A 20574-nucleotide genomic window follows, 5' to 3' on the forward strand; every position below is an offset into this window, starting at 1 on the left:
GCTCAGGGAATCTGCTGGCGTATCATGTTCAGCGCAGCCTCGATTGTGGCCATGCGAACTTCGTGGCGTCCGATATCTCCGAAATAGCAGGCCTCGTGAAGGACGGCCTTATTCTCGCGGGCGCAGGCGATGTGAACCGTGCCGACAGGTTTCATGGGCGTGCCTCCACCGGGACCGGCAATACCCGTTACGGCAATTGCCAGATTTGCACGACTGGCTTCCAGCGCGCCTTCCGCCATCAGCCTGGCTACGGCTTCGGAGACCGCACCGTAATCAGCGATGAGATCACCCGGCACGTTGAGCACTTCTTCCTTGGACCGATTGGAATAGGTGACGAAGCCCCGCTCAAATACGTCCGATGAGCCTGAGAATTCGGTGAACAAGGCTGCAATGAGGCCACCGGTGCAGGACTCGGCAGACGTTATCTTTACGCGGCGCTCGCGCGCTTCATCCATCGTCAGGAGGCACAGGTTGCGGAGGCGGTCTGGAAACATCTGTTTCTCCTAGGTGGTCTTGCAAAGCGTTGCGGCGGCTTGTGCAGCGATTCCCTCGCGGCGCCCTGTGAAGCCCATGCCCTCAGTTGTCGTGGCCTTTATGCTGACGGCGTCGAGATCAAGCCCTGTAACTTCGGCTGTCCGCCGCCTCATCGTCTCGCGGTGAGGCTTGATCTTTGGCGTCTCACAGATGAGCGTAATATCGCAATGAGCAAGTTGCCAGCCGGCTTCACGTGCGAGCTTGATTGCGTGGCCTAGAAACACACCGGAATCAGCGTCTTTCCAGCGATCATCAGATGGAGGGAAATGATCGCCGATGTCTCCAAGGGCTACTGCGCCGAGAATTGCATCCGTCAAAGCGTGCCAGCCGGCGTCAGCATCTGAGTGCCCTTTGAGGCGCGCGTGATGCTCTATGAAAACACCGCAAAGCGTGACGCCCGGGCCTGGCTCGAACGCGTGGACGTCGAAGCCTGTACCAAACCTGAATTCAGTCTGTTGCCCCGTCATCATTGCCTCCATTTTCTCAAAGTCATCGGCAAAGGTAATCTTGGAGAGCCGCTCGTCCCCTTCGACCAACACTGCTTTTGCGCCCAGCGCTTCGACCGCTTCGAGGTCATCCATGAAACTGCCGGATTTGTCAGCCAGCGCAGATGAGAGAATACCAGCCCTGAATGCCTGGGGCGTCTGTACGCGGTAGAGGTCTGAGCGATCGACGGTCTGCAGCGTACCGTCAGTTTGCCGCTTTAAAGCGTCTATGACCGGCAGGGCAGGGGCCGCAGCGTCATGCATAGTCAAACCTTCTAGCAAAGCTGTGACCGTTCTAGTTTGCAGGCCGGGTCGCGCAGCATCGTGGACCAGAATAATGTCATTCGCATCAGGTGAGATCGCGTCGACCGCGTTGCGCACTGAAGAGGTTCGGTCGTCGCCACCTGCAACAAGAACGAGCCGTTCATCGCTCTGCGTTTGGGTGGCAATCCTCTCGATATGATCAGAAGGCAGCACCAGAGTGACACGGTCTACGCGACTGTCTGAAAGAAATGTGTCGAGCGACCAGCGATAGACTGGCTTGCCCGCAAGGTACTCAAACTGCTTGGGCAGTTTTCGACCAGTCCGGCTGCCCGAGCCCGCGGCGACGATAATGGCATGAATACTCATAAGAGCAGGGACTTACCCCCGCTGATGCAGATTGGCCACATCATTTGTTGCAGCGTCGCTGCCACTACTGCGCAACTATTGTGCAAAGCAAAAAAGTGTTCAAACTGAGCTGATGGAACAAGTGCCCCAATCTTTGGCAGAACGCGTCTGGTTGGCCCCTATGTCAGGGTCGACAGATGCGGCTTTTCGTAGACAGGCCGTACGCTTCGGCGCGGAGGCCGTCGTATCAGAGATGGTTGCAGGTGAGACGCTGGCGGCCGCGCGCCCAGATGTTGTGCGGCGCACATGCAGACATGAAGGCCGGGGCCGCTGGATCGTCCAACTGGCTGCCCGCCGTCCCGAAGATATGCGACGCGGCGCGGAGTTGCTCGCCGACTCCGGCGTAGATCAAATCGACATCAATATGGGCTGTCCCTCGAGGCAGGTTACCGGCGGTCAGTCAGGGTCTGCGCTTATGAAAGAGCCGGACCTTGCCAAGGCAATAATCGATGCCGCCCTGGAAGGGGCAGGCGGTCGGCCTGTTTCCCTGAAGATGCGACTCGGCTGGGACGATGGAATGCTGAATGCGCCCGAGCTAGGACAGTACGCGCAAGCGGCGGGGCTCTGCATGGTTACGGTACACGGCCGAACGCGTTGTCAGTTCTACAAAGGTACAGCTGACTGGGAACGCGTTCACGAAACAGTCGACGCCATCGAACTTCCCGTCATCGTCAATGGAGATATCGAAAGTAGCGAGACGGCAAACGCGGCGCTTTTGCAGTCAGGTGCGCACGGCGTGATGATCGGACGCGCAGCTATGGGACGCCCCTGGCTGCTTGGTCAGGTCTCAGCACACCTTGCAGGAAGGGATAACTGGCAAGAGCCGAGCGAAACAGAAAAACTCGATAGCCTGATCGAGCAGGTCGAAGACAGCATGTCTCTCTATGGCAAAGCTCTTGGCCTCCGCATCGTGCGCAAACACATCTCGGCAGCGGTAGACCATCTCGACACTAGTTGGACCGTGGACGTGCGGCGAAAGTTGCGTGCGCGCGCTTGCGGCTTTGATGAGGCGAAGCCTCTCTACGCGTTCCTCAACGAACTCTTTGCGGACAGCGCGCAGGTCGCAGCATGAGCGAGAAGACCAACCTCTCGGATCTTATTCCCGTCGCTATCCTTCAGATCGACAACCGCCGGAATATCATATCGGCGAACACCGAAGCACAGATCATCCTTGGTCACTCGCTAGCAAGCTTGCAGGGACACAACCTGAGTGAGTTCGTGTATCATGACTCGCCCTTGTTTGAGCTGCTCGACCGGGTGACGAGCGAGGAAGGCGATATCTCTTCTCATGGCCTGACGATCGCCGGCCCATCTGCGGTGCGCGGTAAGCTATATGATATCCGTCTCAGACCTGGACCGGATGGCTCAATCATTCTTGCCATTGCTGAAGCCCTGGTACGCGATCCGTCTGACAGCGCCGCAGGGATTTCGGGATTCGGTCGTATTCTAGGCCACGAAGTAAAGAACCCGCTTGCGGGCATTTCGGGTGCTGCCCAACTTCTGCTGCGCAATGCCAGGGATGACGAAATTCCGCTGCTGGAGATCATCAAGAGCGAAGCAAGTCGGATAGAGCGTCTGGTCAGTCGGCTCTCTGCGTTCGAGCTATTCTCCGCGCCGCGGCGCGACCGCTTCAATATTCATCAATTGCTGGACAAGATCCTGATCGCAGAAGAGGCTGCGCATGGTGGAAAGATCATGCTGAAGCGTGCCTACGATCCATCGCTACCGGAAATACTAGGCGACGAGGATCACCTTCACGAAGCCTTTCAGAATATCGTGCGCAACGCAGCCGAAGCGGCAAGCGAAACCGCTGGCCAGGGGCAAGTCACGCTTCAGACAGCGTTTGAGACAGGGTTCGCATTCTCCAGCAAACGCAATGCGAGACGCCTTCAGCGTGCAATCCGCATTACGATCGAAGACAATGGCAAGGGCATCAGTTCTGAAACGCGTGACCAGATGTTCGACATGTTCAGCTCCACCAAGGCGGGCGGACGGGGTCTTGGACTGAGCGTCGTCTCCGAGGTGGTCGCCGCCCATGAGGGGCGCATAAAAGTCGAGAGCAAACCGGGGCAGACCAAGTTCTCGGTCTTCCTGCCTATGAAACGGGATATCGTCCAATGACACAGAAAACCGTCCTGCTCGCCGAAGACGATGCCAGTATCAGGCTTGTCGTCAACCAGACACTCGTGAGCGCCGGCTATCAGGTTCGCGCCACGAGTTCCGTCGATGCGCTGGAGCGTTGGGTGCGTAATGGTGAAGGCGATGTCGTTGTCACAGATGTTTATCTTGGCGATACCGCCATATTCGAAGTTCTGCCATCTATACGACTGGCGCGCCCCGACCTTCCCGTGATCGTGATGAGTGGTCAAAACACTATTCTGACCGCCGCTTCCGCCGCGCGCCACGGCGTATACGATTATCTTCCGAAGCCCTTTGATATTGATCAGCTGACGGGTCTTGTAGGGCGCGCCTTGAAAGCACCGCTGCGCAAGGACGCCGCCGCGACTGAAGCCTTGAAATCAAATGGCGATCAGAGCCTTCCGCTGATCGGACGATCAGAGCCGATGCAGGAAGTCTACCGGATCATTTCTCGGGTGATGAACACCGACCTTACAGTGCTGATTGAGGGCGAGTCGGGAACCGGTAAGGAACTGGCCGCTCAAGCCATTCATGAGCTTCAGAGCGACAAGAAGGGGCCTTTCAAGGCGCTAGACCTTGCGGCTATGCCGACTGACCGCATCAGCCAGGATCTGTTCGGGACGCCAGAAAACCCTGGCATTGCTTTCGACCCGGGCGCGACGCTGTATCTGGATGAGATTGGTGACCTTCCTGCCGAGGCGCAGACCCAGCTTGTGAAACTCATGCGTGAGGCCGGCAGCGCCCGGATCATTGCCTCAACGCGCAAGCCGCTGAGCGCGCTCGTGGAAGAAGGGCGCTTCCGGGAAGACCTGTTCTACCGGATCAATGTCGTCCGCGTTTTCATGCCGCCACTGAGACAGCGCAAGGAAGATGTTCCAGAGCTCGTCAGAGCTTTCCTGATCCGTGCCCAGCGTAAGGGGCTGCCCAACAAACAGGTCGAACCAGCGGCTATGGATCTGATCATGGCGTATGACTGGCCAGGTAATGTGCGGGAGCTTGAGAACCTCATCATGCGCCTCGCTGCACTCAGCCCAGACCCCGTCATATCCCAGCGCGATGTCGAGCGGGAGCTTCGGTCAGAAGCTCTGAAAGACATTTCGTCTTCCGGCAACTTCGAGAAGGAGGTCGAGACGCTGCTCCACAAATACGTCATGGCTGACCTCCTACAGGCAGACCCGGACGACAGTGACATCCATCGCAAGATCATGGAGCAGGTCGAGCGACCGTTGATAAAGCTCGCCCTGTCAGTCACTTCGGGTAACAAGCTCAGAACTGCGGCGCTACTTGGTGTGAACAGGAATACCCTTCGGTCGCGGATCAACCAGCTGGGTCTCGCAGACGACTAATTGACCATGGCACAAGTGTTGCTTTATGGCCTCAGTGTTGCGGTTTGAACACAGCCGCACGAGCGAGGTACAGTTTGGTCGACACCACCGCACCAGGAAAGCCGCGATCAGGCTGGGCATTGTTCCAGTGGCTTTTCCTTGTGGCAGCATTCCTGGCCGCGGCCGTAACGTTCGTTGCCGTATCGGGCATGGATCCGATCGAGCCCGTCAGCCGCGACGTTCAGGCGATGATCATCGCCAACACGCTCATCATCATTACGCTCGGCATCATCGTGGTGCAGCGTTATCGCGCTTCGCGTACGCTCGAGAAGGGTGCAGAGGGCAATCGGCTGGCACGCCGCTTCCTACTGCTTTTCAGCCTCTCCGCCGTCATTCCGGCGCTGGTTGTGTCGGTCTTCCTTTGGGCCGCTATCTCCCGGGGATTCGATACCTGGTTTGGCGAGCGGGTTTTCACGCTTGTAGAGCAGACGGCCACGGTCGCGCGCGAGAACGTCGATGAGTATAGCGACGCCCTTGAAGAGGATACGCGTCTTGCGGCCTCGGATATAAACAACGCGCTCGAAGGTCTGACGGAAGAACCTGAGGCCTTTTCGTCCTACCTCGGCATGCAGGCACTTATCCGGAACATGCGGGTGGGTTACGTTATCGATCGTGAGGGCCGACCGCTCGCGATTGGCGAGAATGCATCCAATGACAGTCTCTACCGGCGCCCGACGTCTGACATGTTCGATGAAGCTGACGCTGGAGAGGTCTATCTTTCACTTTTCGAGGCGGAAGGCTTCACCACGTCCCTTATCAAGCTGGGCGGGATGGAGAATGCTTATCTCTATCTCGCAAAGCCCCTGGATCGAGACGCTTTTGCGCGCCTTCGGCGGGCAGAGCAGGCGCTGGAGGAGTACCGTATCGCCGGCGATATGAGTTCGCGCTCCCAGGCGCTGTTTTTCGTTGCCTACGGACAGATTGTGGCGCTCGTCCTGCTGATGGCCATCCGCCTTGCCTTGGAGGCGGCAAGCCGCATCACCGGTCCGATCGGCCGGCTCGCGAACGCCGCCCAGTCGGTACGTGACGGCGATCTTGATATCCGCGTGCCACTTCCGCAGGGCGAGGATGAAGTGCGCGCGCTGACGCGTTCGTTCAATGTCATGACAGAACAGCTCGGTGCGCAGCGCTCCGCACTGATCTATGCACGTGAGGAAGCCGAGGACAGGCGGTTATTCCTCGAAACGCTGCTCGAGGAAGTAAGTGCCGGCGTCATCCGCATCGATGAGAGCTTCATCGTTACGCTGGCCAATCCATCAGCGCAGAAACTTCTTGAGGCCGAGCCGCCAGTTGAAGGTTGCCACCTGTCAGAGATCGCTCCAGCGTTTATGCCGCATGTTGAAGAGGCGATGGCAACGCGGCTCCCCATCGATGCGTCGCTCGACATGAGAACGGCCGGTGGGGCGCGTCATTTCAGGCTAAAAGCGGCGCGCGACTCAACAGGCGGCCTCGTGCTGACATTCGATGACGCAACACGCCTCGTTACGGCGCAGCGCCAGCTCGCCTGGCGTGATGTCGCCCGGCGGATTGCGCATGAGATTAGAAACCCGCTCACCCCAATCCAGCTATCTGCTGAGCGCATTCGCCGACGCTACAGCCAGTACATTCCGGAAGATGATACGGTGTTCGATAAGTGTACGGACACCATCCTCAGGCAGGTGAGTGATATCGGGCGTATGGTCGAGGAGTTTTCGGGCTTCGCCAGAATGCCGAAGCCAACCCTTGAGAGTTTCGATCTGGCTCAATTGATCGATGAAACCGGTTTCTCGCAACAGGTGGTTAGTCCGGACATTGCAGTCGAAATTAATCACGTGCGCAAACCGCTCATAATTTCTGCAGATGAGAGACTTCTCGGTCAGGCAATTGGCAATATCGTCAAGAATGCTGCCGAGGCGATCGAGCGTCGCCCCGAAGCTGACGAAGCTCAGGGCGCAATCGAGATCAGGACTGAGGATACCGAAGACTTAATCACCATAATCATTGAAGATAACGGGCCAGGTTTTCCGGAAGAGGCCCGTGAGCGCCTGCTCGAGCCCTATGTGACCACGCGAGAAAAAGGTACTGGCCTTGGACTTGCTATCGTGAACCGGATCATTGTCGATCATGGCGGAGCGATCCAGCTGCAGGAGCGCGACGAGACTCGCAGCGGCGCGAAGGTGAGGATCACATTGCCAAAACAGGCCAATCTCGACGAATTCGCCGAACCAGAGACCACGGAGGCTCTCTCATGACCACGGACATTCTTGTTGTCGATGACGAACCCGATATCAGGGACCTGATCTCCGGCGTTCTTGAAGATGAAGGTTACGCAGTGCGCAGCGCGGCTACAGCTGCGAAGGCGCTTGAGGAAGTGCGCAAACGTGCACCGGGCCTCATCATTCTCGACGTCTGGCTGCAGGGCAGCGACATGGACGGCCTGTCCGTGTTGAAATTCATCAAATCCATTGATCCGCTGATCCCCGTCATCGTGATCAGCGGCCACGGCAATATCGAGACGGCCGTCGCTGCCATTCGGCGTGGTGCCTATGACTTCATCGAAAAACCTTTCAAGTCAGACCGTCTGCTTCACCTTGTGGCGCGCGCAATTGAGTCGACCTCATTGAAGCGCGAAAACGCTTCGCTTCGAAACATGGTTGTCAGCAGCGACGACTGGATCGGGTCGAGCCAGGCTGCAGCAACGCTTCGCGCCTCTATCGACAAGGTCGGCCCGACCAATTCACGAGTCTTGGTGACCGGACCTGCCGGCGCGGGCAAAGAGCTCGCTGCCCGCCTGATCCATGCGCAATCCAACAGGCAGAACGGCCCGTTCGTCGTGGTGAACGCAGCAAATGTCGCGCCTGACCTTATGGAGCAGGAGCTGTTCGGCGAAGAGGATCATGACGGACGTCCACGGCGGATTGGCTTCTTCGAGAAAGCCCATACTGGCACACTGCTGCTGGACGAAGTCGCGGACATGCCGCTGGGCACGCAAAACAAGATCCTGCGCGTACTGACAGAGCAACGTTTTCAAAGGGTTGGTGGAAAATCCGACGTCCACGTCGACGTGCGCGTCATGTCGGCGTCGACAAAGGATCTTAAAGAAGAAATCGACGCGCAGCGCTTTCGCGAGGATCTTTTCTACAGACTGAGCGTGGTGCCTATCAGAGTACCGTCGCTCGCTGAAAGACGTGACGATATTCCCGCTCTGATCGATCATTTCACGGGCCGGATTGCAGACAGCTCTGGTCTCAATGCACGGACGTTTTCTGCTGAGGCCATCGCCGTACTTCAGTCCATGGACTGGCCCGGGAATGTGAGACAGCTCAAGAACCTCGTAGAGCGCATCCTTATCCTGTCGCCGCACGACGCCAAACGACCGGTCTCGGTCGATGAATTGCCACAGGAAAGAAGTGGACTATCCAAGGGCGCCAGCCCGACTGCTTCTGCCGATCTGGTCGGTCTGTCCCTGCGCGATGCAAGGGAGCAATTTGAACGGGAGTATCTGTCGCTACAGATCACCCGTTTTGACGGCAATATCTCACGGACGGCCGAGTTCATCGGCATGGAGCGCTCAGCCCTTCACAGAAAGCTTAAAGCACTTGGTGTGAATGCGTCAGCTTCACGGACGGACATCTAGCCATGCGCGTTATCATCTGCGGAGCCGGGCGGGTCGGCCAGGGCATTGCGCGGCGTCTCGCTATTGAGAACCACGACATCGTGATGATCGATCAGGATACGAAGCTGATCGATGTTGTGCAGACCGAGCTCGATGTTCGCGGCGTCGTTGGCCATGCGGGGCATCCGGAGGTGCTGGAAGCTGCAGGCGGCAATGATTGTGACATGATCATCGCCGTCACCTATTCGGACGAAATCAACATGGTCATCTGTCAGGTGGCCGATACGCTGTTCAATATTCCGAACAAGATCGCACGCATACGAGCCCAGCAGTATCTTCAGTTCGGCTATCGCCAGCTCTTCTCTCGTGAAGGGCTTGGCATTGACCTGGTCATCTCTCCGGAAATCGAGGTCGGAGACGCAATCCTTCAGCGGTTCAGCACGCCGGGCGCAATCATGAGCGTAAACTTCGGTCGCGGCGACGTTCAGCTCGTTGCCATTGAGGTTCTGGATGACAGTCCAGTGCTCGATACTGCGCTTGATCAGATTCAAGGACTCTTCCCGAGCTTGAGTGCCCGTATCGTCGGCATCAACAGGGCAGGGCACGTTTTCGCGCCGCGCGGGAACGACCAGTTAAAGACGGGCGATACCGCCTATGTCGCTGTTCTGAAGTCACATAGTCACAGGCTGAACAGTATCTTCAACAGGCCTGAGCCAGAAATGCGCCGCGTCGTCATCGTCGGCGGTGGCAATGTCGGCCTTTATGTCGCCAAGGGGCTGGAAAAGCAGACTGGCGTCCGGGTCCGCGTTATTGAGTCTGAGATCGAGCGCGCCGAACGCGCAGCGGCGGAGCTGTCACGAACGATCGTAATCCACGGCGATGGCCTGACTCGCTACATCCTTGAGGAATCCGACGCGCCAACCGCGGATCTCGTCATCGCAACAACGCATGACGACAAGACCAACATCCTCATCTCCAAGCTCGCAAAGCAAATGGGAGCGAAACGGGCGCTCGCACTGGTGAATGCACCTGAACTTGCGGGACTTGCACGAGAGATGAAACTTGATGCCGTGCTCGACCCGCGGGCACTGACAGTCTCGCGCGTCCTTATGAAGATGCGCCGGGGTCGCATCCTGGCTCTCCAATCACTGGAAGACGGCGCCGCAGAGATCGCGGAAGGCGTCACACTTGATACGTCGCCTCTGATTGGCAAGTCACTTGGCTATGACGACCTTCCCAAAGGCATCACGGCCGCTGCCGTCTTGCGTGATGGCGAAGTCATATTTGCTTCAAGCGATGTCACCGTCAGGGCGAACGACCATGCGCTACTCTTCTATGAAGGGTCCATGACCAGCAAGGTAGAACAGTTCTTCCGCGTCAGCGCCGACTTCTTCTAGCATCGGCCCAAAAAGGCTACAGAGAACAAACGGCTCGCATGAATTATCCCGCCATCATCCGAATGCTCGCATTTAGTGGTTTCGGCCTCGTGATGGCGATGATTCTATCAGCGGTGTTTGCTGTCCTCGCAGGGGAGTGGGCCCAGTTCCGTGTCTTCCTGACAACCGGAACACTTCTGCTAACCGTCTGCGCCGCGACTATCGTCATGATTGATCGACCACAACGACGGGCGCAGCCATCTGACGGTCTCGCCTTCATGGTGTTCTTCTGGGTTTTTGCAGGGATTGCCTGCGCCCCCCCCTTCCTGATGGGGCTTCCGAATGAAAGTGCGGTCGCAGCGCTGCACGAGGCAGTATCCAACCTTACGACGACAGGTCACTCGGTCTTCGATCCGCAGACGACGGTGCTGCCCGACTCAATCCTCTTCTGGCGCGCTCTTCTTCATCTGGCTGGTGCACTTGCAACAATCACCTTTGCGGCCACTGTGCTTGCCGCTCTCAGTCTTGATGGGCCCGGCATCCACAGGACGCTGCTCTTCAGTCATTCAGATGAGAGTTTCTTCGACTCGATGCCTCGGGTGATGCGGATCACAAGTGTCTACTTTGGAGTCTGCCTCCTCATCGTTTTCGTGCTCGAAGTCGTCGGAGGCCTTCCTGTCGCCACCGCATTCCTGGACGCCGTCAGTGCGCTGACAACTGGGCTGGCCGATCCACGTAGCGCGTCATCTGACATTGTGAACGGTACACGGTCATTTGCGCTATCGCTTGGTCTTGTTCTGGGCACACTAGGCCTCTTCTTCCTGATACAGATTGCGAACCGCGAATGGCGCGCTGCCGTGTTTGATGCTGAAACGCTAGCATTTGGTCTCGCGATCTTCGTCTTCACGGCTATCGGTCTCGCTTGCGGTCTTACGGGGCTCAACGCGATTGGCTGGTCCCTCTCGAGCCTGTCCACAAGCGGCATTGCACTTGTCGCGCGTGAAACCACACGTGATTTGCCGCTTCTCGTGCAACTCGCGCCATGTATGGTTGGCGGTGCTGCGCTTTCGGCTGCTGGCGGTATGAAACTCGCCCGCCTCTACGTCCTCTTCAGAAGGGTGGGACAGGAATTTCTGCGCATGGGATACCGCGAATCTCTGGTGCACTTTCAATTCAGGGGGCGCATCCAGTCCGATAGAACACTGATGGGTATCTGGGTCTATCTGGTTGCCTACATCATTGCCGTGGCGATTGGATTGCTACTGTTTTCTCTGGTCGGACTTGGCTTTGAAGATGCGCTGTCGACAACATTCGGTAGTCTGACGAATTCAGGACAGTTAATTCCTCAGGCGCAGCTGAAAGACGCGACGTTCTATCAAGTATTGGCTATATTTGGTATGATATTGGGCAGGCTGGAAGTTCTCGCATTGATTCCGCTCCTGACCATCTCATTTTGGCGTCGGTAGGCAGCCGGGACTTGCAATGCACGGGCAATCCGGATAGCGCCTGCGAAAACGCATAGCGAACAGCGCCAGCATACGGATAAAGACCATGTCGTCGGATAAAAAACAGAACCTGCAGGACACGTTCCTCAATGCGGTCAGGAAATCACGGACCCCACTCACCATTTTTCTGGTGAACGGCGTAAAGCTGCAAGGTGTGGTGACCTGGTTTGACAATTTCTGCGTTCTCCTACGCGGGGACGGACGCCCACCTCAACTTGTCTACAAGCATGCCATCTCGACGATTGCGCCAGGTGCCCCGGTGCAGCTGTTTGATGAGGAAACAAGCGCGGACAAGGATTGAGCAGCGAACTGATCGATAGAACGCCGGTTCCGGACAGAGCCGGCGTCATCATTCCCTGGACTATGCCAATAGACCGGCCCGACCGCGAAAGGCTGTCGGAAACCTCCGGTCTGGTCGAAGCTCTTGGCTGCAACCTTGCTTTTCTGCGGCCAGAAAATGTCCGCAAGCCAAGTGCGTCTCACCTTCTATCTGGTGGTATCCTCGAACGCCTTCGAGAAGACATTTCCGCTTCTGCGTGTACATTATGCGTCATTGATGCGGCCCTCACCCCGGTTCAGCAACGCAACCTTGAGCGGACTCTCAGCTGCAAGGTCATCGACAGAACCGGTCTCATCCTCGAAATCTTTGGTCTTCGTGCCCGCACCAAAGAAGGCAAGCTGCAGGTTGAGCTTGCGCGGCTATCCTATGAACGCTCGCGGCTCGTTCGCACCTGGACGCACCTGGAACGCCAACGCGGCGGCCAGGGGTTTTTGAGTGGCCCTGGCGAAACCCAGCTTGAGGCCGACCGGCGCATGCTGGACCGGCAGCTCGCGTCTCTAAAATCGGACCTTGAAGAAGTGCGCCGGACGCGTGGGCTTCAGCGCTCTGGACGGCGCGATGCTGGCTTTCCGGTTATTGCGCTCGTCGGTTATACCAATGCTGGCAAGTCGACATTGTTCAACCGCATGACCGGCGCAAACGTCTTTGCTCGTGACATGCCATTCGCGACCCTGGATCCGACTATCCGACGACTGGAGCTTCCAGGTCTGGGCGACGCTGCGCTCGTCGATACAGTTGGTTTCATCACGGACCTGCCCACGCATCTTGTCGACAGCTTCAGGGCGACCCTGGAAGAGACGTTGGAAGCTGATCTTCTGATTCACGTTCGTGACCGCTCAGAAGACTCCGATGAGGCTCGGAAGCAGGATGTCTTGTCCGTCCTGCGCCGTCTGGAAGAAGAGAGCGAAAGGCCGCTTCCGCCAATCATTGAGGCTTGGAACAAGATTGATCTCTTGCCTGAGGACATTCAGGAGACGTTGCGCATATCAGCGCACGCTGGCCTTCACGATACACCAGCCGTGATCACCTCCGCGCTTACAGGGGAGGGAATAGATGACCTCATCGCGCTCGTGCAGCACTCAATCCAGGATGAGCTCAAGACATTTTCTGTGCGGCTTTCACCCAGCGAGGGGGCGGCCCGGGCCTGGCTTTTCGAGTATGGAGCCGTTTCAGATGAACAGGTACAGCCAGATGGCCGTACCGATCTTGTTGTCGGGCTAAGTGAAAAGCATGAGGGCCGTTTCAGGTCCCAGTTCTCTGCCATTGAACTAAACGTTCAAAGCGACTCCTGAATAATCAGACTGCTTTCAGTAGCGCGTGGCGTTTTTTGCCCGCGGACAACTTCACTGCATCGCCCTCGCCGAGATCCGCAGTGGTGAGCGTCGCGTTCTCGTCGCTGACCAGTTTGTCGTTTACACGAACTGCGCCCTGTTTGATGAGACGGCGTGCTTCGCCATTAGATTTGGAGAGCCCAGCCAAAGCGAATGCAGCTGCAACTAGGATGCCGCCCTCCAATTCACTGCGTGCGATATCCGTCGTCGGAAGCGCTTCGTCGCGGCTTCCCGCCCCAAAGACAGCCGAGGCTGCGCGCTCGGCATCCTGCGCCGCGTCAGCACCGTGCAGCAAGGTCGTGGCCGCATTCGCTAGCGAAATCTTGGCCTGATTGATCTCAGCGCCTTCGAGGCTTTCCAGCTTCGCAATTTCATCAAGTGACATGTCGGTGAACAGGCGAAGGAAACGACCGACATCGGCGTCTTCGGTATTCCGCCAGAACTGCCAGTACTCATATGGCGACTTCCGGTCGGCGTTCAGCCAGACGGCACCATCGGCAGTCTTGCCCATCTTGCCACCAGACGCTGTCGTGATGAGATGTGCTGTCAGACCATAAGCGTCGCCGCCATCGGCCTTGTGAACAAGGTCGACACCGCCAACGATATTGCCCCACTGGTCTGATCCGCCGATCTGCAGGCGGCAGCCATGCTGGCGGAACAGTTCAAGGAAGTCGTAGGACTGCATGATCAGGTAATTGAATTCAAGGAAGGTATAGGGCTGCTCACTGTTGAGGCGCCGAGCCACGGTTTCCTGCTTGGTCATCGTATTGATCGTGAAGTGGACACCTATCTCACGCAGAAGGTCAATATAGCCAAGCTTGCTCAGCCAGTCGTCATTATTGACCATGACAGCGTCGGTCGGCCCATCGCCGAAGGTCAGGAAGGGTTCGAAAGCTTTTTTTATACCTGCGATATTCTGTTCGATCTGTTCGTTGGTGAGCAGGGGCCGGGACTTTTCTTTATCGGTGGGGTCGCCAACCTTGGTGGTGCCGCCGCCCATCAGGACAATCGGCTTGCCGCCCGCTTGCTGGAGGTGGCGTAACATCATGATCTGAAGAAGCGAACCAACGTGAAGGCTATCTGCGGTCGCATCGAAGCCGATATAGGCGACAGGCACACCGTTGGCACAATACGCATCCAGCTCCACTGGATGAGTGACCTGCTTGATAAAGCCGCGGGCTTCAAGCGTGCTCAGGAAGTCTGACCTGTATTGGCTCATGCCGGTTTCTCCATTATCGAAGGGCGCTGCTAGCACGGGTCATACGACAATTGGAACAGCCTTCAGATCATTTTGAACCAGTGTGGGCCGCAGGCTTCATGTCCGGCACCTCAATCGACGCGGTTGATGCTGCTCTGATCCTGACAGATGGTGAGCGCGTTCTCGACTTTGGACCAGTTGCTGAGCGCAATTACACCCCGGAGGAACGCACTATCCTTAAGGCGGCGGTTGATGCCGCCCGGAAATGGGCTTGGACCGGACCGCAACCAGAAGCAGCCTTCCGCGAGGCGAATGCGGTCCTCACCAGAACCCACTCCGATGCTTGGCAACAACTGATCAAAGGCTGGAATGGACCCGTACCGGCCATCGCAGGCGTGCACGGGCAAACGGTGCTTCATAAGCCACCGGTCAATGGCGCGCGCGGGAGCACGCTCCAGATACTCGATGCAAACAGCCTGCACTCTGAGCTCGCCGTACCGTTGGCGTTCGACTTCCGCAGCGCAGATGTCGAGGCTGGCGGGCAGGGGGCGCCGCTCGCGCCAGCCTTTCACGCCGCGCTGCTGCAGAACCTCGGCGATACGAGGTCGAACGCGGTCCTGAATCTTGGAGGCGTCGCGAATGTCACCTACCGGTCAGCTGACGGAAATCTCGTCGCATTCGACACCGGGCCTGCGAACGGCCCCATCGACGAATGGATGGAACAGCATGGCCTGGGCACACACGATAAAGACGGCCGGACCGCAGCCGCAGGCCGCGTCGATAACATCTCCATCGACCTCTGGATGGACAAACCGTGGTTTGATTTACCGGGACCGAAAAGCCTCGACCGCTTCGACTTCGATGCAACGCTGGCGCGCGGAATGAGCCTAGAGGACGGCGCAGCAACACTGACAGCGTTCTCCGCAGAGTCAGTAGCGCACGCAGTTCGCAATTTTGCGGACAGGCCTGACCAGATCATCGTATGTGGTGGCGGGCGGCGCAATCCTCAGCTTATGCGAGAGCTTGGCGCCCGCGTCCCATGCACGGTAAAGAGCGCCGAAGATGTGGGCTGGCTCGGCGACTCCATAGAGGCGCAGGCTTTTGCTTTTCTGGCGGTACGGACATCGCGCGGCCTGCCAATTAGCTGGCCGGGAACGACGAGTGCGCCCGCACCGATAACAGGCGGGCGCATCATCGATTAATCGTCGTCGCCTTCACCGTCACCGGTGCCGTCAGTTTGATCCACAATAGCGGCAGCGCCGCGCTTTTTCGAAGTGTCCGCCTCGAGACGCATCTTCTGCTCATCTTCGACAAGGCGGCGATCAACATAGGCCTCACACTTCGCGAGCAATTCTTCGTGCTTGTCGACGAAGAAGTGGTTGGCACCGGCAATTGTGTCCCGCTCAATGACTTCGCCTTTTTGAACGCGAACCTTTGTCAATGAACGCTCCACGTCCTTCGGACCGGAAATCTTGTCATTCTCGCCAGAGATGATGAGGCCCGAAGCCGGGCAGGGCGCAAGGAAGGACAGATCGTAGTGATTGCACGGTGGCGCGATTGCCAGGAAGCCGTCGATTTCAGGCCGACGCATCAGCAACTGAAGCGTGATCCATGCACCGAATGAGTAACCTGCACACCAGACAAAGCGCGGGTTTTCCGTCAGATTCTCCATATAATCGAGAACATAGGCGGCATCTTCAAGTTCGCCGACACCCTGATCGTAAACACCTTGGGAGCGGCCAACGCCGCGCGTGTTGAATCGCAGAACGCCGAAGCCGCGCTTTTCAAACATTTGATAGAGGCGGATCGTGATCGGATCCTGCATGGTGCCGCCAGCGCGTGGGTGCGGGTGAAGTACCAGAGCGATCGGCGCGCCTTCCTGTGCCGGTTCGGTGTAGCGGGCCTCGATACGGCCTGCCGGACCAGGAATAATGAGTTCTGCCATGCTGGGCGCCTCTTTCTTTCTGTCGCGTATAGCTGGGAAGTGAAGTGGGCGCTTTAGGCGAAAGCAACCGCAGAATGCAAGTTTTTGTGTAAGGACGCGCCATGTTATCCTATGTGCAGCACCATGATCTACGCAGATTACAATGCTACTGCACCGCTCCGCCCGGAAGCACGGGAGGCGATGATTGCCGCGCTGGACATCGGCGCCAATCCGTCAAGCGTGCATGGTCCAGGGCGCAAGGCGCGCAAAATGCTCGAAACAGCGCGCCGGCAAGTTGCTTCGGCAATTTCTGCGGTCCCGCAAGATCTCATATTTACGTCTGGCGGCACGGAGGCCATAGCGCTCGCCCTCAATGGGGTCGTACGCCAGCTTGAAAAAAAGTGCACGCTGCTTGTGTCTGCAATCGAACACGAAGCGGCCGCCAAGAATGCAGGATTCTCGGGTGCGGCCGTGCAAACTGTCTACGTCACCAGCACTGGACAGGCGGATCTTGACGAATTGTCAAATCGGCTTGCAAGCTGGGACACGGACAAGAACGGAACGCCCGTGCTTGTTCTCATGCTCGCAAATAATGAAACGGGCGTAATTCAGCCTGTCGCCGAAGCTGCGTCCATCGTTCGCGCGGCAGGTGGCCTTACAATCTGCGACGGAGTTCAAGGTCTCGGTAAAATTCCATTGAACGTTTCGTTGCTCGGCGTCGATTACCTGGCACTGTCCGCCCATAAGGCGGGCGGCCCCCAGGGTGCCGGTGCGCTCTGGCTACGAAGTGGCGCACCATTGAAAGCCAGCCTGCTCGGCGGCGGCCAGGAGCGGTCATTGCGTTCTGGCACAGAAAACCTTGCAGGACTGACTGGGTTCGGTGCGGCAGCAGAAGCGAGCATCGCCGATCTGTCGAAGTTCGAGAAACTTGCGAAGCATAGAGACGCTATGGAAGTCCGGCTTAAAGCGGAAGGTGGCGTGACGGTGTTTGGTGAAGGCGCGCCGCGCCTTCCGAACACCTCGAATTTTGCCTATGGTGGATTCAGGGCGGAAACGCAGGTCATGGCGATGGACCTCGCTGGCATCGCTGTCTCGTCCGGATCTGCATGCTCGAGTGGCAAGGTGAAAAGATCGCTTGTCCTATCAGCGATGGGCGCAGATGACGCTCTTGCAGAAAGCGCAATCCGCACCAGCTTTGGATGGAGGAGCGAGCCTGAAGATTTCGACCGCACTGCGGACGTCTGGCTGAAGGCTCTGCACCAGAGGAAGACGAAGGAGACGGCTTGAATGCCCGATGATGTAAGGGTCAAGGATAGTATCGATAAAGGCACTGTGGCTGCCGCGAAGGCGCTCGAGTCCGAGAACTACTCCGCAGGCTTCAAGACCGATATCGAAACCGAATACGCCCCCAAGGGTCTAAATGAGGAGGTAATCCGCTTCATTTCAGAGAAGAAGGGCGAGCCCAGTTGGATGCTCGACTGGCGTCTGCAGGCCTATGAACGCTGGCAGACCATGGACGAGCCCGACTGGGCCAAAGTCGATTACGAGAAGATCGACTATAACGACATCTACTACTACGCCGCGCCAAAGCAGGGCGCAAAGTACGAGTCCATCGACGACGTCCCGAAGGAAATTCTTGAGACGTACGAAAAGCTTGGCATTCCGCTACGCGAAGCTGAGGTTTTGCTCGGCGTAGAAGGCGCTGCGGAAACGGCCGCTGAAGCGCGCGGAGGCGATCAGAAGCCACGGGTAGCTGTGGATGCTGTTTTTGACAGTGTTTCCGTCGCGACGACGTTCCGGAAAGAGCTCGAGAAAGCCGGCGTGATCTTCATGTCAATTTCAGAAGCCTTGCGCGAACACCCTGATCTTGTTCGTAAATATCTTGGCTCCGTTGTGCCGCAGTCCGACAATTTCTTCGCGACGCTGAACAGCGCGGTCTTCTCTGATGGTACCTTTGTCTACGTTCCTGAGGGTGTTCGCTGCCCCATGGAGCTCAGCACCTATTTCCGTATGAATGCGGAAAATACGGGCCAGTTCGAGCGCACCCTGATCGTGGCCGACAAGGGGTCCTACGTCTCGTACCTGGAAGGTTGCACCGCGCCGATGCGCGATGAGAATCAGCTTCATGCGGCCGTTGTTGAGCTGGTCGCGCTCGAAGATGCAGAGATCAAATACTCTACGGTCCAGAACTGGTGGCCGGGCGATGAGAACGGCAAGGGCGGGATTTTCAACTTCGTGACGAAACGCGGTGACTGCCGCGGTGCTCGGTCAAAGATCAGCTGGACGCAGGTCGAAACGGGCTCTGCGGTGACGTGGAAGTACCCTTCCTGCATCCTGCGCGGCGACGACAGCCAGGGAGAGTTCTATTCCATCGCTGTCACCAATGGCCGCCAGATGGCAGATACAGGCACGAAGATGATCCACCTGGGCAAGAACACACGCTCTCGGATCATTTCCAAAGGTATCTCGGCGGGGCGGTCTGATAACACGTATCGCGGCCTCGTCTCGATCAACAAGAAGGCCGAGAAGGCCCGCAACTTCACGCAATGCGACTCGCTCCTGATTGGCGGCAATTGCGGCGCGCACACGGTCCCGTACGTTGAGAATAGGCGCGCCGATGCACAACTTGAGCATGAGGCGACGACGACCAAGCTTTCAGAGGATCAGCTGTTCTATGCCCGGCAACGTGGCCTTGGCGAAGAAGAGGCAGTGGCGCTGCTTGTAAACGGCTTTGTACGCGAGGTAATGCAGCACCTGCCTATGGAGTTTGCTGTCGAAGCCCAGAGCCTGCTCAAGGTGAGCCTCGAAGGGTCTGTGGGCTAGCATGCAGTTATGGTGCTGACTGAGACCTTCTTCTTCGAGTGGCTTCAGGCGTTTGGTAAGGCTTGGTCTGATCTCGACGTTAGAAACTTCTCGCAGCTCTTCGCTGAAGATGTCGAGTTCTATTGGAATCCTTTCGAGGCGCCGACCCATGGGCGGGCGGCGCTGACCGAAGGGTTGGTGCATACCTTTGCCCGGCAGAAAGACCCGAGTTTCGACTTCGAGATCATCAAGGCTTCAGGCGAGTTCGGGTGGGCCCATTGGACAGCATTTTTCACGCGTGACGGTATTGATGATCCGGTTCGTATAGACGGTGTACTCGAAGCGAAATTTCGCGATGGAGCGTGCTGCCGTTATCGACAATGGCATCATCGGCTTGAGCCCGGTCAAGGCGATCTGATGCGCGATTTCGACGCCTGAAGGATATCTTGTCTATTTTGGTTTAGGCTTATTAACGGTCGGCACACGGATTGCTGTTATGGAACGGAGAGTATCTTTAGGTTGACGTGATTGGACCTTCATGGCCCGCCTTTGTTTCATTTTGGGATGTCTCGCGCTTGCTTCCTGCGCGTCACCGGCCAAGCCCACCCCTTATTATATTCCCTATGACGGCTACGGCGCTTCAGCTTCCTTTTCCGGATTTTCTCGCGGTGAAGTCATCGGCCGTGATGATGGGCGCTATGCGGCCAGTCTATCAGTTGCTGATATCGGGCCAGGTCTCGACCGCTTCATGTCGCCACAGGCCGATAGCCTCATTCTACTGCCCAACCGTCTGGACCGGTCGAAGCTAAATTACTCGATCGAAAGCCTGAAAACGATCGATGAGTGGCTAAAAGACGTGCACACCGTAAACCGGCTTCAAGCCGCTGAAGGCAGGGCAGGCGAGTCGCTGATTGCAGATGGGCGCGGCGACAACACGGTTACATTTGCCGGTCTCTATCTTGGCGAAGTTATCCGCGCAAACTCGCACCTCGATTGGCGGTGGGAACGTTTCGACCGGTTCATGGCCGCCAATCCTTACTTCACCGAGCATTATGGTTTCGATCCGGGGCTCGACAGCTTTGTGCTCGTAGGCCCTCAAGGTGTTGCGACGCCGATCAATACAGCGTTGAAGCGAATTCTGAATGGTCAGGAAGAGAGCCTCCACTATATCGGCACGCTTCTGCTCGATCCGATCGACCTCGATGCCGCTGTTTCCGGACATGATTTCTACGGTCTGACCGATATAAGCTGACATTTGCTTGCGGGTGCGGCGAAACGGGCTTTGAAAATG

The 20574-nt window shown here is 57.4% G+C and carries 18 protein-coding genes; 14 read left to right on the forward strand and 4 right to left on the reverse strand.

Annotated features, from left to right (window positions below):
* Positions 1 to 2: 2 nt before the first annotated feature.
* Positions 3 to 494 (reverse strand): CinA family protein, encoded by a 492-nt coding sequence (locus O4G74_RS13715; protein ID WP_269403167.1) that lies wholly within the window; start codon positions 492 to 494, stop codon positions 3 to 5.
* A 9-nt stretch (positions 495 to 503) separates the two neighbouring features.
* Positions 504 to 1649 carry a bifunctional 2-C-methyl-D-erythritol 4-phosphate cytidylyltransferase/2-C-methyl-D-erythritol 2,4-cyclodiphosphate synthase gene (locus O4G74_RS13720; protein WP_269403168.1) on the reverse strand — a complete coding sequence of 382 codons (1146 nt, stop codon included), beginning with the start codon at positions 1647 to 1649 and terminating at the stop codon, positions 504 to 506.
* 160 nt (positions 1650 to 1809) lie between these two features.
* On the opposite strand from O4G74_RS13720, the gene O4G74_RS13725 reads away from it, so the two are divergent.
* From O4G74_RS13725 to hflX, 9 genes are all read left to right on the forward strand, one after another.
* Positions 1810 to 2760, forward strand: a complete 951-nt coding sequence (locus O4G74_RS13725) for a tRNA dihydrouridine synthase (protein ID WP_269403169.1) — start codon at positions 1810 to 1812, stop codon at positions 2758 to 2760.
* Positions 2757 to 3809 carry a two-component system sensor histidine kinase NtrB gene (locus tag O4G74_RS13730; protein ID WP_269403170.1) on the forward strand — a complete coding sequence of 351 codons (1053 nt, stop codon included), beginning with the start codon at positions 2757 to 2759 and terminating at the stop codon, positions 3807 to 3809. The genes O4G74_RS13725 and O4G74_RS13730 overlap by 4 nt, the downstream gene beginning before the upstream one ends.
* Positions 3806 to 5173 (forward strand): sigma-54-dependent transcriptional regulator, encoded by a 1368-nt coding sequence (locus tag O4G74_RS13735; protein WP_269403171.1) that lies wholly within the window; start codon positions 3806 to 3808, stop codon positions 5171 to 5173. Before O4G74_RS13730 ends, O4G74_RS13735 begins: the two co-directional genes overlap by 4 nt.
* Positions 5174 to 5247: 74 nt before the next feature.
* On the forward strand, positions 5248 to 7443 hold the full coding sequence (locus O4G74_RS13740; protein WP_269403172.1) for a sensor histidine kinase NtrY-like: 2196 nt from the start codon (positions 5248 to 5250) through the stop codon (positions 7441 to 7443).
* The gene (locus tag O4G74_RS13745; RefSeq protein ID WP_269403173.1) at positions 7440 to 8828 is read left to right on the forward strand and encodes a sigma-54-dependent transcriptional regulator; all 1389 of its coding nucleotides are present in this window, start codon (positions 7440 to 7442) and stop codon (positions 8826 to 8828) included. The genes O4G74_RS13740 and O4G74_RS13745 overlap by 4 nt, the downstream gene beginning before the upstream one ends.
* A 2-nt stretch (positions 8829 to 8830) precedes the next feature.
* Positions 8831 to 10204, forward strand: a complete 1374-nt coding sequence (gene trkA, locus O4G74_RS13750; RefSeq protein ID WP_269403174.1) for a Trk system potassium transporter TrkA — start codon at positions 8831 to 8833, stop codon at positions 10202 to 10204.
* A gap of 38 nt (positions 10205 to 10242) precedes the next feature.
* Positions 10243 to 11649, forward strand: a complete 1407-nt coding sequence (locus O4G74_RS13755; RefSeq protein WP_269403175.1) for a potassium transporter TrkG — start codon at positions 10243 to 10245, stop codon at positions 11647 to 11649.
* Positions 11650 to 11734: 85 nt separating this feature from the next.
* On the forward strand, positions 11735 to 11989 hold the full coding sequence (gene hfq / locus O4G74_RS13760) for an RNA chaperone Hfq (RefSeq protein WP_018147228.1): 255 nt from the start codon (positions 11735 to 11737) through the stop codon (positions 11987 to 11989).
* The gene (gene hflX / locus O4G74_RS13765; protein WP_269403176.1) at positions 11986 to 13320 is read left to right on the forward strand and encodes a GTPase HflX; all 1335 of its coding nucleotides are present in this window, start codon (positions 11986 to 11988) and stop codon (positions 13318 to 13320) included. Before hfq ends, hflX begins: the two co-directional genes overlap by 4 nt.
* 4 nt (positions 13321 to 13324) lie before the next feature.
* Here the strand turns inward: hflX and tyrS are convergent, their stop codons facing one another.
* Positions 13325 to 14578: a tyrosine--tRNA ligase gene (tyrS, locus tag O4G74_RS13770; RefSeq protein WP_269403177.1), complete on the reverse strand. Its 1254-nt coding sequence runs from the start codon at positions 14576 to 14578 to the stop codon at positions 13325 to 13327.
* 50 nt (positions 14579 to 14628) lie between these two features.
* Here tyrS and O4G74_RS13775 point away from each other — a divergent pair, with 50 nt between their 5' ends.
* Positions 14629 to 15759, forward strand: coding sequence for an anhydro-N-acetylmuramic acid kinase (locus tag O4G74_RS13775; RefSeq protein ID WP_419715401.1), 1131 nt, complete (start codon positions 14629 to 14631; stop codon positions 15757 to 15759).
* Here O4G74_RS13775 and O4G74_RS13780 read toward each other — a convergent pair.
* The gene (locus O4G74_RS13780; protein ID WP_269403178.1) at positions 15756 to 16502 is read right to left on the reverse strand and encodes an alpha/beta hydrolase; all 747 of its coding nucleotides are present in this window, start codon (positions 16500 to 16502) and stop codon (positions 15756 to 15758) included. The two genes, O4G74_RS13775 and O4G74_RS13780, sit on opposite strands and share 4 nt — an antisense overlap.
* A 123-nt stretch (positions 16503 to 16625) precedes the next feature.
* Here O4G74_RS13780 and O4G74_RS13785 point away from each other — a divergent pair, with 123 nt between their 5' ends.
* From O4G74_RS13785 to O4G74_RS13800, 4 genes are all read left to right on the forward strand, one after another.
* Complete coding sequence (locus O4G74_RS13785) at positions 16626 to 17768, forward strand: cysteine desulfurase family protein (protein WP_269403179.1); 1143 nt, start codon at positions 16626 to 16628, stop codon at positions 17766 to 17768.
* Entirely contained in the window at positions 17769 to 19304 is a 1536-nt protein-coding gene (gene sufB / locus O4G74_RS13790; protein ID WP_269403180.1) for a Fe-S cluster assembly protein SufB, read from the forward strand.
* A gap of 9 nt (positions 19305 to 19313) precedes the next feature.
* Positions 19314 to 19721 carry a nuclear transport factor 2 family protein gene (locus tag O4G74_RS13795; protein ID WP_269403181.1) on the forward strand — a complete coding sequence of 136 codons (408 nt, stop codon included), beginning with the start codon at positions 19314 to 19316 and terminating at the stop codon, positions 19719 to 19721.
* 100 nt (positions 19722 to 19821) lie between these two features.
* Complete coding sequence (locus O4G74_RS13800; RefSeq protein ID WP_119378036.1) at positions 19822 to 20535, forward strand: hypothetical protein; 714 nt, start codon at positions 19822 to 19824, stop codon at positions 20533 to 20535.
* Positions 20536 to 20574: the final 39 nt, after the last annotated feature.

Source organism: Henriciella marina (assembly GCF_027213945.1).
In the GTDB taxonomy this organism is placed as follows: Bacteria; Pseudomonadota; Alphaproteobacteria; order Caulobacterales; family Hyphomonadaceae; genus Henriciella; species Henriciella marina_A.

Bases quoted from the DNA above. Each gene is read 5' to 3' on its own strand.
- O4G74_RS13780 (WP_269403178.1), bottom strand. From the start codon at position 16,502: ATGGCAGAACTCATTATTCCTGGTCCGGCAGGCCGTATCGAGGCCCGC.
- hfq (WP_018147228.1), top strand. From the start codon at position 11,735: ATGTCGTCGGATAAAAAACAGAACCTGCAGGACACGTTCCTCAATGCG.
- O4G74_RS13755 (WP_269403175.1), top strand. From the start codon at position 10,243: ATGAATTATCCCGCCATCATCCGAATGCTCGCATTTAGTGGTTTCGGC.
- O4G74_RS13725 (WP_269403169.1), top strand. From the start codon at position 1,810: ATGTCAGGGTCGACAGATGCGGCTTTTCGTAGACAGGCCGTACGCTTC.
- O4G74_RS13715 (WP_269403167.1), bottom strand. From the start codon at position 494: ATGTTTCCAGACCGCCTCCGCAACCTGTGCCTCCTGACGATGGATGAA.
- O4G74_RS13720 (WP_269403168.1), bottom strand. From the start codon at position 1,649: ATGAGTATTCATGCCATTATCGTCGCCGCGGGCTCGGGCAGCCGGACT.
- O4G74_RS13785 (WP_269403179.1), top strand. From the start codon at position 16,626: ATGATCTACGCAGATTACAATGCTACTGCACCGCTCCGCCCGGAAGCA.
- tyrS (WP_269403177.1), bottom strand. From the start codon at position 14,578: ATGAGCCAATACAGGTCAGACTTCCTGAGCACGCTTGAAGCCCGCGGC.
- O4G74_RS13800 (WP_119378036.1), top strand. From the start codon at position 19,822: ATGGCCCGCCTTTGTTTCATTTTGGGATGTCTCGCGCTTGCTTCCTGC.
- O4G74_RS13735 (WP_269403171.1), top strand. From the start codon at position 3,806: ATGACACAGAAAACCGTCCTGCTCGCCGAAGACGATGCCAGTATCAGG.
- O4G74_RS13730 (WP_269403170.1), top strand. From the start codon at position 2,757: ATGAGCGAGAAGACCAACCTCTCGGATCTTATTCCCGTCGCTATCCTT.
- trkA (WP_269403174.1), top strand. From the start codon at position 8,831: ATGCGCGTTATCATCTGCGGAGCCGGGCGGGTCGGCCAGGGCATTGCG.
- sufB (WP_269403180.1), top strand. From the start codon at position 17,769: ATGCCCGATGATGTAAGGGTCAAGGATAGTATCGATAAAGGCACTGTG.
- O4G74_RS13795 (WP_269403181.1), top strand. From the start codon at position 19,314: ATGGTGCTGACTGAGACCTTCTTCTTCGAGTGGCTTCAGGCGTTTGGT.
- O4G74_RS13745 (WP_269403173.1), top strand. From the start codon at position 7,440: ATGACCACGGACATTCTTGTTGTCGATGACGAACCCGATATCAGGGAC.